This window comes from Streptomyces sp. NPDC041796 (genome assembly GCF_055590785.1).
In genome coordinates, this window is record NZ_JBVJAH010000008.1 from 189,675 (window position 1) to 203,807 (window position 14,133).

At 66.7% G+C, this 14,133-nt stretch carries 14 protein-coding genes and 1 pseudogene; 11 read left to right on the forward strand and 4 right to left on the reverse strand.

Annotated elements, in window-relative coordinates:
- The first annotated feature begins 520 nt into the window (after positions 1 to 520).
- From ACZ6C1_RS18455 to ACZ6C1_RS18485, 7 genes are all read left to right on the forward strand, one after another.
- Positions 521 to 1,639 (forward strand): SchA/CurD-like domain-containing protein, encoded by a 1,119-nt coding sequence (locus ACZ6C1_RS18455; RefSeq protein WP_469242144.1) that lies wholly within the window; start codon positions 521 to 523, stop codon positions 1,637 to 1,639.
- Positions 1,640 to 1,683: 44 nt separating this feature from the next.
- Positions 1,684 to 2,148 (forward strand): cupin domain-containing protein, encoded by a 465-nt coding sequence (locus ACZ6C1_RS18460; protein ID WP_469242145.1) that lies wholly within the window; start codon positions 1,684 to 1,686, stop codon positions 2,146 to 2,148.
- Positions 2,145 to 3,413: a beta-ketoacyl-[acyl-carrier-protein] synthase family protein gene (locus tag ACZ6C1_RS18465; RefSeq protein WP_469242146.1), complete on the forward strand. Its 1,269-nt coding sequence runs from the start codon at positions 2,145 to 2,147 to the stop codon at positions 3,411 to 3,413. Before ACZ6C1_RS18460 ends, ACZ6C1_RS18465 begins: the two co-directional genes overlap by 4 nt.
- Positions 3,410 to 4,657 carry a ketosynthase chain-length factor gene (locus tag ACZ6C1_RS18470; protein ID WP_469242147.1) on the forward strand — a complete coding sequence of 416 codons (1,248 nt, stop codon included), beginning with the start codon at positions 3,410 to 3,412 and terminating at the stop codon, positions 4,655 to 4,657. Before ACZ6C1_RS18465 ends, ACZ6C1_RS18470 begins: the two co-directional genes overlap by 4 nt.
- Positions 4,658 to 4,724: 67 nt before the next feature.
- The gene (locus ACZ6C1_RS18475; RefSeq protein WP_469242148.1) at positions 4,725 to 4,982 is read left to right on the forward strand and encodes an acyl carrier protein; all 258 of its coding nucleotides are present in this window, start codon (positions 4,725 to 4,727) and stop codon (positions 4,980 to 4,982) included.
- Between the two features lies 1 nt (position 4,983).
- Positions 4,984 to 5,463, forward strand: coding sequence for an SRPBCC family protein (locus ACZ6C1_RS18480; RefSeq protein ID WP_469242149.1), 480 nt, complete (start codon positions 4,984 to 4,986; stop codon positions 5,461 to 5,463).
- Between the two features lie 26 nt (positions 5,464 to 5,489).
- Positions 5,490 to 5,825 carry a TcmI family type II polyketide cyclase gene (locus ACZ6C1_RS18485; RefSeq protein ID WP_469242150.1) on the forward strand — a complete coding sequence of 112 codons (336 nt, stop codon included), beginning with the start codon at positions 5,490 to 5,492 and terminating at the stop codon, positions 5,823 to 5,825.
- Positions 5,826 to 5,904: 79 nt separating this feature from the next.
- Here ACZ6C1_RS18485 and ACZ6C1_RS18490 read toward each other — a convergent pair whose 3' ends face one another.
- Both ACZ6C1_RS18490 and ACZ6C1_RS18495 read right to left on the reverse strand, forming a co-directional pair.
- Positions 5,905 to 6,879, reverse strand: a complete 975-nt coding sequence (locus ACZ6C1_RS18490; protein ID WP_469242151.1) for an amidohydrolase family protein — start codon at positions 6,877 to 6,879, stop codon at positions 5,905 to 5,907.
- 36 nt (positions 6,880 to 6,915) lie between these two features.
- Entirely contained in the window at positions 6,916 to 8,547 is a 1,632-nt protein-coding gene (locus ACZ6C1_RS18495; RefSeq protein ID WP_469242152.1) for an FAD-dependent oxidoreductase, read from the reverse strand.
- 298 nt (positions 8,548 to 8,845) lie between these two features.
- Here ACZ6C1_RS18495 and ACZ6C1_RS18500 point away from each other — a divergent pair, with 298 nt between their 5' ends.
- Together ACZ6C1_RS18500 and ACZ6C1_RS18505 are read left to right on the forward strand one after the other, a co-directional pair.
- Complete coding sequence (locus ACZ6C1_RS18500) at positions 8,846 to 10,108, forward strand: cytochrome P450 family protein (protein WP_469242153.1); 1,263 nt, start codon at positions 8,846 to 8,848, stop codon at positions 10,106 to 10,108.
- 14 nt (positions 10,109 to 10,122) lie between these two features.
- Complete coding sequence (locus tag ACZ6C1_RS18505; protein WP_469242154.1) at positions 10,123 to 10,407, forward strand: antibiotic biosynthesis monooxygenase family protein; 285 nt, start codon at positions 10,123 to 10,125, stop codon at positions 10,405 to 10,407.
- 117 nt (positions 10,408 to 10,524) lie between these two features.
- On the opposite strand, the gene ACZ6C1_RS18510 is transcribed toward ACZ6C1_RS18505, so the two are convergent.
- Complete coding sequence (locus ACZ6C1_RS18510; RefSeq protein WP_469242317.1) at positions 10,525 to 10,929, reverse strand: type II toxin-antitoxin system PemK/MazF family toxin; 405 nt, start codon at positions 10,927 to 10,929, stop codon at positions 10,525 to 10,527.
- A gap of 166 nt (positions 10,930 to 11,095) precedes the next feature.
- Between ACZ6C1_RS18510 and ACZ6C1_RS18515 the strand changes: the two are divergent.
- Positions 11,096 to 12,186 (forward strand): annotated as a pseudogene (locus tag ACZ6C1_RS18515) (IS701 family transposase).
- Here the strand turns inward: ACZ6C1_RS18515 and ACZ6C1_RS18520 are convergent.
- The gene (locus ACZ6C1_RS18520) at positions 12,148 to 13,401 is read right to left on the reverse strand and encodes a helix-turn-helix domain-containing protein (RefSeq protein WP_469242155.1); all 1,254 of its coding nucleotides are present in this window, start codon (positions 13,399 to 13,401) and stop codon (positions 12,148 to 12,150) included. The pseudogene ACZ6C1_RS18515 and the gene ACZ6C1_RS18520 sit on opposite strands and share 39 nt — an antisense overlap.
- Positions 13,402 to 13,525: 124 nt before the next feature.
- On the opposite strand from ACZ6C1_RS18520, the gene ACZ6C1_RS18525 reads away from it, so the two are divergent.
- Entirely contained in the window at positions 13,526 to 14,128 is a 603-nt protein-coding gene (locus ACZ6C1_RS18525; protein WP_469242156.1) for a toll/interleukin-1 receptor domain-containing protein, read from the forward strand.
- Positions 14,129 to 14,133 lie beyond the last annotated feature (5 nt).

The following is a 14,133-nucleotide window of genomic DNA, read 5'->3' on the forward strand; positions in this document are numbered from 1 at the left end:
CGGTCGTCGCCCGGCGGGCCACGTCGTTGAGACCCGAGCGAGTGTGTGGCGCGGTGGCGCCGAAGCTGACCTCGGGCCGGAGGGTGCGGCGGATGAGAGCCGTATTCTGCGCCGACGACAAAGCCAGGGAGCCGGCACACGCTCACCGGCTGCGTTTGTGGTGAAGGCCGGTCGGCGGCCCGCGTACTCAGCCAGAACGCAGGTCGTGGTGCGGGCCGCGGCCACACTGGACGGGCCGGCCGGGGGGCGCACCAGGCTGGCACGGTTCGTGCCGTGGTCTTCAGCCCCAGCTGTTTCAGGGCGGTGAGGATCGACTCGGCGGCAGGCCCGGCGGCCGCATCTGGTCGGCCGCCTGTGACGGCCCGGTCCGGGCACCGGGGCGCGAGGGCCCGTTCCCTCGATCGGCCCGCGCGGCTCGCGCAGTCCGCACCGCCCACACACGATGAAGGCCCATGCACATGGCGCGCTCGGGCTGCTGTACACGGCGGCGTGGCGAGCTCACGAAGGAAGGGCCTGCCGGATGATCACCTCGACCCGCATAGGCCAGTCGGCGTTCGATGGCGCCCGGCTGCGAGTCATCCTGCTTGTCGATCTCCACGAAAACGCCCAGCAAGAGTTTCTCGACGCGTACGAGCACATGCGGCGTCGCGTCGCGTCGCTTCCGGGTCACATCAGTGACCAGCTGTGTCAGTCACTGGAAAACTCCTCCCAGTGGCTCATCACGAGCGAATGGGAAAGTGCTCCGTCCTTCCTCGCTTGGGTGAACAGTGAGGATCACATCGAGACCGTCAAGCCCATGCAGCGCTGTGTCCGCGACCTCCGGTCGATGCGGTACAGCATTCTCCGCGAGACCGGGAAGGCCCAACCGGCCGCTGCCGCGCCCGATCATGACGTGCGCATCGCCCCGCGGGTGGGCGATGGGGTAACGCGCCACGCACTCACCTTCACTGTGAAGCCGGGTTCAGAGTCGAAGGTCGCGGAGATCCTCGCCGAGTACGCACCACCGAAGTCGCGTGTGGACGATGTCACCCGGCTGCGTCGTACCACGCTGTTCATGCACGGCAACCGCGTGGTGCGCACCGTCGAGGTGGAGGGCGACCTGATGGCGGCGCTGCGCCACGTGTCGCGTCAGCCCGAGGTGCGGGCCGTTGAGGAAGCCCTCAATCCGCATCTGGAGCTGAGCAGGGACCTGACTGATCCGGAGTCCGCCAGGGCCTTCTTCACTCGCGCAGCCATGCCGGCCGTGCACCATGTGGCTCGGGGTGGACAACAGCCGGCCGACTTGCGGCGTCATGCCCTGTACTACCCGGCCAGGGCAAGCTGCGGGATGGTGTTGGCCCGGCTGATCTCCCAGCTGGATGAGGCCGCCACCGATGACCCGGCGAGTCCCGTGTACCGCAGCACCGTTTTTCATCGAGACGACATCGTCGTCCGTCTCATCGACGTGTCGGGCGACCCCGAGACCGATGCGGTCAGGGTCCTTGGTGTCCAGAACACGAGGAAGTCCACCGTACTGGCGCGCCTGCTTGACGGTGTCGCCCTGGGCTTGGAAAGACCGCCCACGACCGAGCGAGATGCCAACCGGCTCTTGGCGCACGTCGACATGACGCTGGTTACCGACCGCCTGGCCACGCGGTGAGGACAGTGACCGACAAATCCGACCGATCGACTGGGAGACGGACCATGTACAAGACGCGCCCGCGCATTGTGGACCTGTGCGACACCGAGCCGAACGGCAAGCGTGGCGGCAGCCTGCACACCATGCTCACCCCCCTCACGGTGGGTTCCACGAGCGGTTTCATGGGCCTGGCCATCATGCGGCCGGGCGAACGCATCAGCGAGCACTACCACCCCTACTCCGAGGAGTTCGTGTACGTCGTCAACGGCCGGCTGGAGGTCGATCTGGATGACGAAACGTTTCCTCTCCGTGCCGATCAAGGCCTCATGATCCCCAAGCACATGCGGCACCGCTTCCGCAACATCGGTGACGAGGACGCCCGCATGGTCTTCCACCTGAGTCCGCTGGCGCCGAAGCCAAGCCTGGGCCATGTCGACACGGAGACATTGGAGGGGAGCGAGTCAGTGGAGCCCTATCCGGTCGTACAGGAAGAGGACGTGCGGCCTGAACGACGTGGGGCACCGTCGTGACCCGGCGAGTGGTGGTCACAGGCATAGGCGTGGTCGCCCCTGGCGGGGTGGGTGCGCCGGCGTTCTGGGACCTCCTTGCCAATGGCCGTACCGCGACACGCGGCATCACGCTGTTCAACCCCGAGGGGTTGCGTTCCCGCATCGCGGCCGAATGTGACTTCGACCCGCTCGTGCACGGGCTTGAACCTGAGCTGGTCGAACGCGCCGACCGGTACATCCAATTCGCCGTCGCCGCGGCGGAGGAGGCGGTAGGCGACTGCGGCATCGAGTTCAGCGGGGAGGACCCCTGGCGTGTGGCCGTTTCCCTCGGCAGCGCAGTGGGAGGTACGACTCGCCTGGAGAACGACTACGTCCAAGTCAGTGCACGAGGGCAGCGATGGGATGTGGACCATCGCGCCGCCGGCCGGCAGCTGCATCTGGCCTTCTCGCCCAGCACACTGGCTTCGGTTGTCGCGGAACGGTTCTGTGCCCAGGGGCCGGTACAGACCGTATCGACGGGCTGCACTTCGGGACTTGACGCGGTGGGGTACGGCTTCCACACCGTCGAGGACGGCCGGGCGGACATCTGCATCGCAGGAGCGTCGGACTCACCCATCTCCCCGATCACCATGGCCTGCTTCGACGCCATCAAGGCGACGTCACCGAACAACGACGACCCGGCCCACGCCTCCAAGCCCTTCGACGACCGCCGGGACGGATTCGTGATGGGCGAGGGCGCCGCGGTGCTTGTGCTGGAGGAGCTTGAACACGCCCGTGCCCGTGGCGCACACATCTACTGCGAGATGAGCGGCTACGCCACCTTCGGCAATGCGTACCACATGACCGGGCTGACCGCTGAGGGGCTGGAGATGGCCCGGGCCATTGACGACGCGCTCGACCACGCCCGCCTGGACCCCGCACACATCGACTATGTCAACGCCCACGGCTCGGGCACCCGCCAAAACGACCGTCACGAGACCGCGGCAGTGAAGAGGTCCTTGGGCGCACACGCCTACGAAACCCCCATGAGCTCGATCAAGTCCATGGTGGGCCACTCACTGGGTGCGATTGGCGCGATCGAGCTCGTCGCCTGCGTGCTGGCATTGACCCACCAGGTGGTGCCGCCTACGGCGAACTACGAAAAGCCGGATCCGGAGTGTGACCTGGACTACGTGCCGCGCACCGCACGTCCCCGCAAGCTCCGCAATGTGCTGTCCGTTGGGAGCGGGTTCGGCGGATTTCAGTCTGCGGTGCTCCTGACCGCACCAGGCGGGAGAAACCGATGAAGACTCAGCGAACCGGGCGCACCGCGGTTACCGGAATGGGTGTGGTCGCGCCCAACGGACTCGAGCTCGAAACCTACTGGAAGTCGGTCAAGGAAGGCCTGAGCGTACTGGACCGGATCACCCGGGAGGGATGCGGACACCTGCCGCTTCGCGTCGCCGGCGAGGTCCGAGAATTCGACCCCTCAGGACTGATCGAAGAGACCTTCCTTGTCCAGACCGACCGGTTCACACATTTTGCCATGGCCGCCGCCAGCGCCGCCCTGGAAGACGCGGGACTGAGCAGCATGGCGGTCGACTCACCGTACTCCGTCGGTGTGGTCACCGCCGCCGGATCCGGCGGGGGTGAATTCGGCCAGCGAGAACTGCAAAAGCTCTGGGGCCAAGGATCCCGCTTCGTCGGCCCTTACCAGTCCATTGCCTGGTTCTACGCGGCCAGCACGGGCCAGATCTCCATCCGAAGCGGCTTCAAGGGTCCCTGCGGGGTGGTGGCCAGCGACGAGGCGGGCGGTCTGGACGCCGTCGCCCACGCCTCTCGGCTGGTGAGGCGGGGCATCGACGCGGTCGTGGTCGGCGCTGCTGAAGCGCCGCTCGCTCCCTACTCGATGGTCTGCCAGCTCGGCTATCCCGAACTGAGCACCGTGGAGGATCCCACGACCGCGTACCGCCCCTTTACCTCGGCCGCTTGTGGCTTCGTGCCGGCCGAGGGGGGCGCGATGCTGGTCGTGGAAGACAGCGACAGTGCACGCCGACGCAACGCTCGTGTGCGCGCCACCGTGGCGGGACATGCCGCCACGTTCACCGGTGCCTCACGCTGGGATCGCTCACGGGAAGGTCTGGCCCACGCCATTCGTGGTGCCCTCGCCGAGGCCGACTGCGCACCGGAGGAGATCGACGTCATCTTCGCCGACGCGATGGGCGTTGCGGACGCGGACCGTGCCGAAGCCCTTGCCATCGCCGACGCCTTCGGCTCGCACAGCACTCGCGTGCCCGTCACGGCGCCCAAGACCGGTACGGGCCGGTCCTACTGCGGAGCACCGCTTCTGGATGTCGCGGCTGCCGTGCTGGCCATGGAGCACGGCCAGGTACCGCCCACCCCCAATGTCTTCGACGTTTGTCACGACATCGACCTGGTGACCGAAAGGGCTCGCCCCGCAGATCTGCACACAGCTCTCGTCCTCAGCCGGGGACTCATGGGCTCCAACGCGGCGCTGGTACTGCGCCGCGGCCCCGAAGCGGCCGCCTGAACAGGTCGGCTACGCGGGCACCACTCCAGCACACTCCAGCACCTGGCTCCCACAAAGGAGAACACGCATGCACCCCGAATTGACCGTCGAAGAGCTGGCCACACTGATGAAGAAGTCCGCCGGCGTCGTCGTCGACCCGCACGAACTCGAGCGCCGCACAGACACCCCCTTTGCCCAATTCGGGCTGGATTCGCTCGGTCTCCTCGGCATCGTAGGCGAACTGGAGAATCGACACGGCCGGCCCCTTCCCGCCGACGCGGATCGCTGCAAAACCCCCCGAGACTTCCTCGACCTCGTCAACAGCACCCTCACGGCTGGAGCCTGACATGGCAGGACACACCGAAAACGAGATCACCATCGCCGCACCCGTCGACCTCGTATGGGACATGACCAACGATCTCGACAACTGGACGAACCTGTTCAGCGAGTACGCGGCCGTGGAAGTGTTGTCCCGCCATGGCGACACCGTGACCTTCCGACTGACGATGCACCCCGATGCCAATGGCACGGTGTGGAGCTGGGTGTCTGAACGGGTCACCGACCGCGACAAGCTCACCGTGAACGCCCGCCGGGTCGAACCCGGACCCTTCCAGTACATGAACATCCGGTGGGAGTACGAACAGACGCCGGCCGGTACCCGGATGCACTGGACACAGGACTTCGCCATGAAGCCCGATGCTCCGGTGGACGACGCCGGGATGACGGAGATCATCAACCGCAACTCGCCCATCCAGATGGCCCTCATCCGCGACCGGATCGAGCAGGTCGCCGCCGAGCAGCGAACCGTACCCACGACACCCGCCTGAGCGACTCGGTCGCAGAAGGAGTCCTCATGCACCACGCCCTGATTGTCGCCCGGATGGCGCCGCACTCCGCTCCCGCCATCGCTGACGTCTTTTCGGCGTCCGATCGCGGCGAACTCCCGCACCTCGTGGGTGTGACCCGGCGGTCCCTGTTTCAGTTCGGTGATGTGTACATGCACTACATCGAAGCCGACCAGGACCCAGGCCCCGCCGTCGCACGAGTGGCGCAGCACCCCGCGTTCCGTGAGATCAGCAAGAAGCTCGAAGCCTACGTCAGTCCGTACGACCCGCAGACATGGCGCGGCCCGAAGGACGCCATGGCGAACTGCTTCTACCGCTGGGAACGAGACGCGGGCCCACAGTAGGGGCGAAGCCGACAGCCGCTGCCGGCGTGGTCCATCCTGCGGGCAGCGGCTTCGTTCGAGGGCGGTCGGGCAGTGAGGGTCAGCGGCGGAGCGCCGGCATCAGACGCATGGCGTTTTCCCGGTTGATCCCCTGGAGCTGCTCATCGGAGAGGGCCGGGTCGTTGTCCAGGGCTGGTGCCGCGATGTCGGTGATGACATGGGCGGGCGTGGGCGGCCAGTCCGTGCCGAACAAGATATGCCCGGGGTCCACGGTGGCCAGCAGCGTGGGCGTGGATGCGGGGGACATGGGGCCTGCCGTATCGAAGTAGAACCGGTGCAGGTAATCCTGGACCCGGCCCGGTTCGATCCGGGGAGTGAGGTGCTCGCCGAAGAGTTCGAGACGGGCGGCCATGTAGGGAAGGAACCCGCCCCCGTGGGGAAGGATGAAGGTGAGATTGGGGTAGCGGTCGAGGGTGCCGTTCCGGATGAGGTTGATGGCGGCACGCGTGGTATCCATCAGGAAGTCGCACACGAAGGGCGGCATGCCTGGTAGCCCGGTAGTGCCGCCACCCGCCGGAACTTCCATGGGGTGTGTGCTGATTACCGCGGACCGGTCATTGAGCTCCGCGAGGAGGCGGTCGTGTGCGCTGTCACCGAGAAACACGCCGTCCATGCTCGTTCTCGTGCTTACCCCGACAGCACCCAGTTCGTCGATGCCGTAGCGCAGGTTCCACAGGGAGAGCTCCAGGTCATCGAGGAAGACCGGAGTGAAGAAGGTGAAGCGTGCGGGATGTTCCCCAGCGACGTCAGCCGCTGCCTGCAAAGCGACACGCGTGCTCTCCCGCCGCTCTTCGCGGTCGCGCATCCTCCCGAGCATCGCGACCGTCATGACGGCAGTACTGATGCCTGTTTTGTCCATGACCTCGAGGGCTGTGTTCAGATCCCAGCGCGTCCACCACGGAAGTCTGCCGCGGTCGATGACGCCGCGTTGCTCTGCCCAGTCCAGCCAGGCCGGCGCGGTGAAATGATGGTGGACGTCCACGCGGCCCACGTCCGGGGTATGCAGCAAGTTCATGGATGAGGCCTTCTTTTCGAACGGCAAGGGCATACTTCAGCTTCGGCAAAGCGCCGTCTGCAGGGCGCTCATCAAGACGCGATCCGCATGCGGCATCCCCACCTCCCCGCGCCATGCGACGAAACCGTCGGGGCGGACGAGGACGGCACCGTCCTCAGCCGCACCATGCAACCTTCCCCACTCGGTGTCCGTCTCCGGAACAAGGTCATGATCAGGCCCAGTCCCCACGAGATACGCCTCGACAGGGACCCCCGTCTCCTTCGAGACCTTCTCGACTGCATTCCGCCATGCATGGCCCTTGGGGCCGGCAAGAACGACGAACGAACGCTCGTAAAGATCAAGGGTGGAAAGCTTGACACCCCCCTTGCGCACCCACATATGAGGTGCCCGGCTACCCGGGTGGCCTCCGAGCTCGAAGGCGTGAGGGACTACCGGCCGCTCCGAGCAGGCGCCCACGACAGCATTCGACGCGTACCTGTAGCAGAGTGCGACGGTCAGGAGGTCCGCCGACCCGTTGCTGGGGCCCCCAGCAGAATTGAACCCCGGGTGCTGCTCCTCGACTGCCTGCAGTGATGCCCGCGCGCTTGTGGCAACGGCAACCGGCCGACGTTCCTGCTGGTAAGTGTCAAGCAATTGAGGGCCTGCATGTCCACGGAGTACTGCGGCCAGCTTCCAGGCAAGATTATGGGCGTCTTGAATGCCGGTATTGGAGCCAAATGCGCCGGTGGGTGGCATCTCGTGTGCCGAATCGCCAACCAGAAAAACCCGTCCCTGTCCGTAGCTGTCCGCCACACGGTCCGAAGCGTGCCAAGGAGCCTTGCCAGTGATCTCCACATCGAGATCTGAAACCCCGACGGCAGCGCGGATATGCGCCTCACATCGAGACGTGCTGAAGTCCTCAAGGGTCTCACCGCGCTCAGGGTGCCAGGGAACATGGATCACCCATCGCTCCTCGTTGTCCACAGGGAGCAGAGCCCCCTCACCGACCGGGTCGGTGACATAGCAGACAATGAACCGCTTATCCCCGATGTGGTTCTTGAGTTCCTTGCTGCGGAAGGTGATGCTGACAGCGTTGAACAGGTTGCCGGCTCCCGACTGGCCGATTCGAAGGCTCCGACGGACGGGGCTGCGAGGTCCATCGGCGGCCACCAAGAAGTCTGCAGCGACGGTATAGATCTCGCCGGTATCCCGATGCAACACTTCCGCCTGAACCCCCTCAGGGCTCTGTCCGAAAGAGCGCAGCTCGGAACTGAAGCGAATATCACCCCCCTGCTCGCGAGCAGCGCTCAACAATACCGGCTCGAGATCATTCTGGCTGCACAGGCACCAGTTCGACGAGCTGACCCGAGACATATCGATGCCGGCGGAGATGTCTGGAATGATCCAGCGGCGGCGCTCGCCAGTGAGTGTGTCGACCTGTAGTACGCCCTCGTTACCGGCCAGAGCCGAAGCGGCATTTCGAATGCGTGGCTCCAACTGCGCAGTCCTGAAAATCTCCATGGTGCGCACGTTGTTTCCGCGGCCACGCGGGTGCGTCGAGGTGTCAGCATGTCGCTCCACCAGCATGTGCGCGATACCAAGCCGCCCCAAAAACACCGAGGTTGAAAGCCCGACCAGGGACCCTCCCACGATGAGAACCGGTACGGATTCCTCTGCGCGTCCGCTCACTTGTTTCCTTCCCGTCTAGCGGTGTCTCGCCGCGAAGGGGGACCGGCCTGGTCGTGATTGATTATCAGGTGAGACCCGTAGCAGCCGCCGAGGCGCGCCCAGTGTTGGGCCGACCGAGTCAACGGAAATCTGCAACGCCAATGAGGCGCCACACGTATGGCTTAGTGGCGTTTAGCCGCCGCGGTGGACGGGGAACCGTGCCACTGGCCAACGGAACGCACCTCAGTCGTCAGAGGACGCTCCGGAATGGACTCGTGCCTCACCGCTGCAGCCGGCAGCTCGAACCCCGGGATCAAGCATGACGCAAGCGTTGACCACCTCTGACGAAATGACGCCGGAAGAGGCCGCGGCCGCGGCCGCGGCCTGCACCAAGGAATTCCGCGCCAATCCACATCCCGTCTACGCCGCGCTCCGCACGGCAGCCCCGGTTTGCCCGCTGTCGCCTCCGCATGGGGTGGAGACCTACCTCATCACCAGGTACGACGACGCACGCGCCGCCCTGGCCGACCCTCGTCTGAGCAAGGACATGTACGGCGCCATTGACGCCTATCACCGCATCTTCGGTGATTCGTCGATCGCCTTGGACGACAACATGCTCTTCTCGGACCCTCCTAAGCACACCAGGCTCCGGAGGATCGTCGGCAGCACCTTCACCCCAAGGCGGGTGGAATCACTGCGCCCGCGCATTCAGCAGATCACCGACGACCTGCTGGACAGGTGCTCGGCAAATGAGCTCATCGACCTCCTTCCAGAGTTCTGCTTCCCGCTCCCGCTGCACGTGATCTGCGAACTCCTCGGTGTCCCGGAGGGAGAACGCGGCAAAGCGCAAGAATGGTCGAGCACTGTCGCGCGGACCGGATTCGGTCCCGAGGCGAGGAAGAAGCTGGAACTGGCCGAGGGAAACCTCCGCGACTACCTGGTCGACCTGATCGCCCGCAAGCGGAAGGAGCCGGACGGCGCCCTCCTGAGTGCACTCGTCACCGCGAAGGACCAGGACGGCGCACTCACAGACAGCGAACTCGTCTCGACCGCATGGGTCCTGCTCTTCGCGGGACACAAGACGACGGCCTACCAGATCGGCAACGCCGTTTACCACCTGCTCACTCAGGACGAGCAAAAGCGCCTGGCGCTCCAGGACGAGGCCTCAATCGGTCAAGCCCTCGAGGAGATCCTCCGGTTCGAAGGGTCTGTCGAGAACTCGACATTCCGCTATGCAAAAGAAGACGTCGTGATCCGCGACACCCTCATCCCCAAGGGGGCGCTCGTTCAGATTTCGCTGGTCGCCGCCAACCGCGATCCCGACGTTTTCGACGCGCCGAACCAAATGGATGTCAAGCGCCCGAACGTTCAAGGCAGCCATCTCGCGTTCGGCTTCGGTCCCCACTACTGCATCGGGGCACCGCTGGCCCGCATGGAGATGCAAATCGCCCTCGCTACGCTCTTCACGCGCTACCCTCGAATGGCTCTGGCAGGAGCGCCGGAAGACGCGCGGTGGCTGACCGTACCATTCCCCGCCTTCCGCGGATTGGCCGAACTGCCCATCGCCCTGAACCCGTCATGACACAACGCGTACGAGTGATCCGGCTGCTCCGGATGCAAGAGGGAATGGAAGCGGAATTCCTGCAGGCCTATCAGGGCGTGCTCGATTGCGCCCAGCGGTCTGCCGGACACGTCAATGAACAGCTGTGCCGCTCCGTTGACGACCCGGATCAATGGTTGCTCACCAGCGAATGGGCGAGCTTCGAATCCCTGGGGGAGTGGCGCAACCACCCCGATCACAAGACACGGGTCAAATCGATGAACGCCTGCTTGCTCGACGAGCGATGGACGGGTGTCTTTCACATCGTAAGCGGCCACTAGTACCCCAGCCGTAGACCGTGATCTCGATGGTGAGGGGTGTCGAGGCGGCAGGTGTCCAGCGTGGATCATCTCGCCCGAGATCGCCCATGCCGTCGCGGGCGTCGGCTCCTTCTCCGTCTACCCGAGTTCACCGCGACGGAGGGCGTCCCTTGTCTCGCTGAGCTTCGCGGTCGTTGCCGGGGTCAGCTCCTGTGCTTGTTCAGCGAGTCGGAGGGCATCGTCGATCTCGCTGAGCTTCCTGGAGGACAGGACGGCCGCCCGCTCCATCAGGTCGTCGCGGGACACGGTGGTCAGCCACGTGCACGGGGTGAAGCCCGGACGTGGGAACGCGAGCCGCAGCACGCCTTCGATCGGCAGCCCTTCACCGGCGCCGACCGTCACTTCGATGCCCAGACCGCTGATGTCGAGGCCCGCCGGAGCGACGACCTGCATCACCTGGAACCCGGACGCGTCGTCTCCTGACAGCAGTACGACCAACCTGCGCTCGTCGAACTGGATCCACCAGACTTCGCCACGTTGCACAAGCCCTCCGATACACAGGACGGCAGGCAGACGCTGCGTGACCTGACGCGGTGTGGAGACGGGTGCGGCCACGGTTGATCACCGGTGTGTGAAGACAAACGATCATGCAGTGGCCGCAGGTCACAGCGTAGACCCTGCCTGCTGGCAGGAGGCGTTCGAGGGCATGATGAGCCGGATAGCGGGACGCTTCACACGGGTCGAATCCCGACGCCGGGCCCGGAAGTCGGTACTCGGCCTGCTGTCGGACCTGCCGCGCAAGAGCTGCTGGACCATCGCCGAGTGGGCCGGGGACAGGACCCCGGACGGCATGCAGCACCTGCTCGGGAGGGCGGAGTGGGATGCCGACCAGTCCGCGACGAGGTGGGTGACTACGTGGTGGAGCATCTGCACGACGACGAGGCGGTGCGGGTGGTCGACGAGACCGGCGACGTGAAGACAGGCACCGACACCGTTGGAGTCCAGCGGCAGTACACCGGCACGGCGGGCAGGATCGAGAACGCCCAGGTCGTCGTCTACCTGGTCTACGCCCGGCCGCCGCGGGCACGCCGCAGTGGACCGGGAACTCTAGTTCCGCGTTCCTGGGCCTCCGATGCCGACCGCTGCCGGGCCGCCGGCCTCGATGACAATACGGAGTTCGCGACCAAGCCGGAGCCGGCCGCCCGCATGGTCACCCGATTCCTCGACGCCCGCCATCGGGCCGCCTGGGGCGCCGGAGACGAGGTCTACGGCGGCAACCCGAGGCTGCGCACCGCACTGGAGGAACGCGGCACCGGCTACGTCCTCGCGGTGGCCTGCTCGCACGAAGTCACCACAGGCGCCGGGAGGTTTCACGCCGACATGCTGGCCAGGAAGGTGCCCAAGAGGGCCTGGCAGAAGCTGTCCGGTGGGGCCGGAGCCAAGGGCCACCGCTTCTACGACTGGGCCGTCATCGACCTCACCGATCCCCGGCCCGGGAGCCGGCAGCTGCTGATCCGCAGCAACCGCAGCACCGGCGAACATGCACACTACCGCTGCTACTCGCCTGCCGCAGTGCCGCTGACCACCCTGGTGCGCGTCGCTGGATCAAGGTGGCGGGTCGAGAAGTCTTTCCAGTCCGGCAAGGGCCTGGCGGCCCTGGACGAGCACCGTCCGCCGCTACCCGTCCTGGTCCCGCTGGGTCACCCTGGCCATGCTCGCGCATGCCTTCCTCGCTGTCCTCCGCGCGAACGAACACGAGGGTCATCCCTCGCCCGACGAGCTGATACCGCTCACTTGTGAGCCGGCCGCGAGGGCGGCCGACGCGTCGATGAGGGCGAGTTGGCCCGGGCCGGCTCTCCTGGTCCGGGCCTGTTCCACGAAACGGCCCAGCTCCGCGCGGACGGTGGCCGAGTCGATGCGCTCGACCACGGGAAGCGTCGTCTCGACGATCTGGCAGGCGTCGTCGAGGCGGCCGGCGCCAGCCAGGGCTGTCGCCCGCCGAACCGCGAAGCGGGCTCGGGAGTTGCTGTCCGCCGGGACGGCCGGCCGGTGCTCGGCGGCGAAAAGGTCGGCGGCGGGCTCGAAGCGATGGAGGCTGAGCATGCAGGACGCCTCGATGAGCCGAAGGTTGCCCTTCTCGATGCGCGGGCCCCAATGCGGGGTCCGGTCGCCGATGGCCTCGGGGTCGTCGATGACCTCGGCGGCGTGGCTTCTGAACCGCTCCAGTGCCTCCCGGCAGGCCTCCGCGTCGCCACGGCGCGCATGCCCCTGGGCGGCGCGTCGCGCGGCGTGCGCGCGGATCACCGGGGTGGCCGCCGGGTGCCCGGCCGCCTGGTCGGCGAAGCGGATCACCGCACAGGTGTCACCGCGGTGCTGGGCGATGAACGCCTTGCGGACCAGGGCGTACGCGGCCACCGTTTCGTCCCCGCCGTGCGCGCCCCAGCGGACAGCGAGACTCGTCCAGCGCAGCGCCTCGGCGGGATTTCCCGCCTCTTGCGCCATCCACCCCGTGTATTCGGCGAACCTCGACGCCAGTAGCCAGATCTCGGCACGCTGCTCACCTACGGCGTGCGAACCGGCGTCCGTCAGGATCCGCGTGATCGACTTCATCGAAGCGGTGACGAACGTCGGTCCGGTCGATCTGCCGATGTCCTTCAGCTCCCGCAGGACCCGCTCATACCCGGCGACCACGGGGCCGGCCTCGACGACGGTCTCGACGACGCCCTCGGCCCGGGCGCCGCGGCGGCCGGCCCCGGCCAGCTCGACGAGTTCCCCGCCGGTGCCGAAGGCCGCGTCGCATGCCGCCGCCACAGCGGGCGTCGGGTTGCGCAGCCCGCTCTCCAGATTGCAGATCTGCCCTTCGGACACGTTCGCGCGCCGGGCGAACTCGCGCACGCTCCAGCCCCGGCGTGCCCGGAGCGTGGCCAGGACGACGCCGAAGTCGCCCGGCGGCAGACGGGTGCCGTCCGATCTCCCTGTCGGGACCGTCCCTGCCGCGCCGTCCACCGGGTCCATACCAGTCAGCGTACGGAGCCGCGCGGCCGCTATTCAATCCCCGGCGAATAGCCACCTGGCGCGTACGCCAGCCCTAGGGTGAACACGATTCCTGAAGGCAAGACCTGCCGGAGAGGGGGCAATTGTGCCGCGCATCTTCCTCAGCTTTCGCAAACCGGACTCCCGGTGGATGCGAGACCGTGTCTACCGCGCGCTGTCCGACCGCTTGGGTGCCGACGAGATCTTCAAGTCCGGTCAGTCGATTCCGCCCGGGGCCGATTTCGCCGGGATCCTGCGGCGGCAGGCCGCCGAGTGCGAGCTCATGTGCGTACTGATCGGGCCGGGCTGGCTCGACGCGCGGGGCGAGGACGGTGTGCGGCTCCTGGACCGGGATCACGACTGGGTCCGCCTGGAGATCGCGACGGCTCTGCGGGCGGGAAACCGCGTCGTCCCCGTCCTCCTGGGAGACGCGACGATGCTGCCCGACGCCTCCGCGCTGCCGGCCGAGATCGCGGAGCTGGCGGGCCTTCAGTTCCTCCGCGTCCCGGAGACCCATCTGCCGGACGGGCTCGCGCACTTGGTCGACGCGGTGACCACTCTGCTGTCCGGTGCCGGTGCGCCCGTAGAACCCGGGCACGGCACGGCGCCGGCCGCGGATGCCGTGCCGCCGACGACCATGACGGCCCATGTGTCCGGCGGCGGCAGCGCCTACCAGGCGGCCCGGGACCAGACGATCAGGCTGGCGTGAGGGGC

What these genes read in the sequence shown, in the direction of transcription:
- ACZ6C1_RS18455 (WP_469242144.1), top strand. Translation starts at nt 521, where the DNA reads ATGATCACCTCGACCCGCATAGGCCAGTCGGCGTTCGATGGCGCCCGG.
- ACZ6C1_RS18460 (WP_469242145.1), top strand. Translation starts at nt 1,684, where the DNA reads ATGTACAAGACGCGCCCGCGCATTGTGGACCTGTGCGACACCGAGCCG.
- ACZ6C1_RS18470 (WP_469242147.1), top strand. Translation starts at nt 3,410, where the DNA reads ATGAAGACTCAGCGAACCGGGCGCACCGCGGTTACCGGAATGGGTGTG.
- ACZ6C1_RS18475 (WP_469242148.1), top strand. Translation starts at nt 4,725, where the DNA reads ATGCACCCCGAATTGACCGTCGAAGAGCTGGCCACACTGATGAAGAAG.
- ACZ6C1_RS18480 (WP_469242149.1), top strand. Translation starts at nt 4,984, where the DNA reads ATGGCAGGACACACCGAAAACGAGATCACCATCGCCGCACCCGTCGAC.
- ACZ6C1_RS18485 (WP_469242150.1), top strand. Translation starts at nt 5,490, where the DNA reads ATGCACCACGCCCTGATTGTCGCCCGGATGGCGCCGCACTCCGCTCCC.
- ACZ6C1_RS18490 (WP_469242151.1), bottom strand. Translation starts at nt 6,879, where the DNA reads ATGAACTTGCTGCATACCCCGGACGTGGGCCGCGTGGACGTCCACCAT.
- ACZ6C1_RS18500 (WP_469242153.1), top strand. Translation starts at nt 8,846, where the DNA reads ATGACGCAAGCGTTGACCACCTCTGACGAAATGACGCCGGAAGAGGCC.
- ACZ6C1_RS18520 (WP_469242155.1), bottom strand. Translation starts at nt 13,401, where the DNA reads ATGGACCCGGTGGACGGCGCGGCAGGGACGGTCCCGACAGGGAGATCG.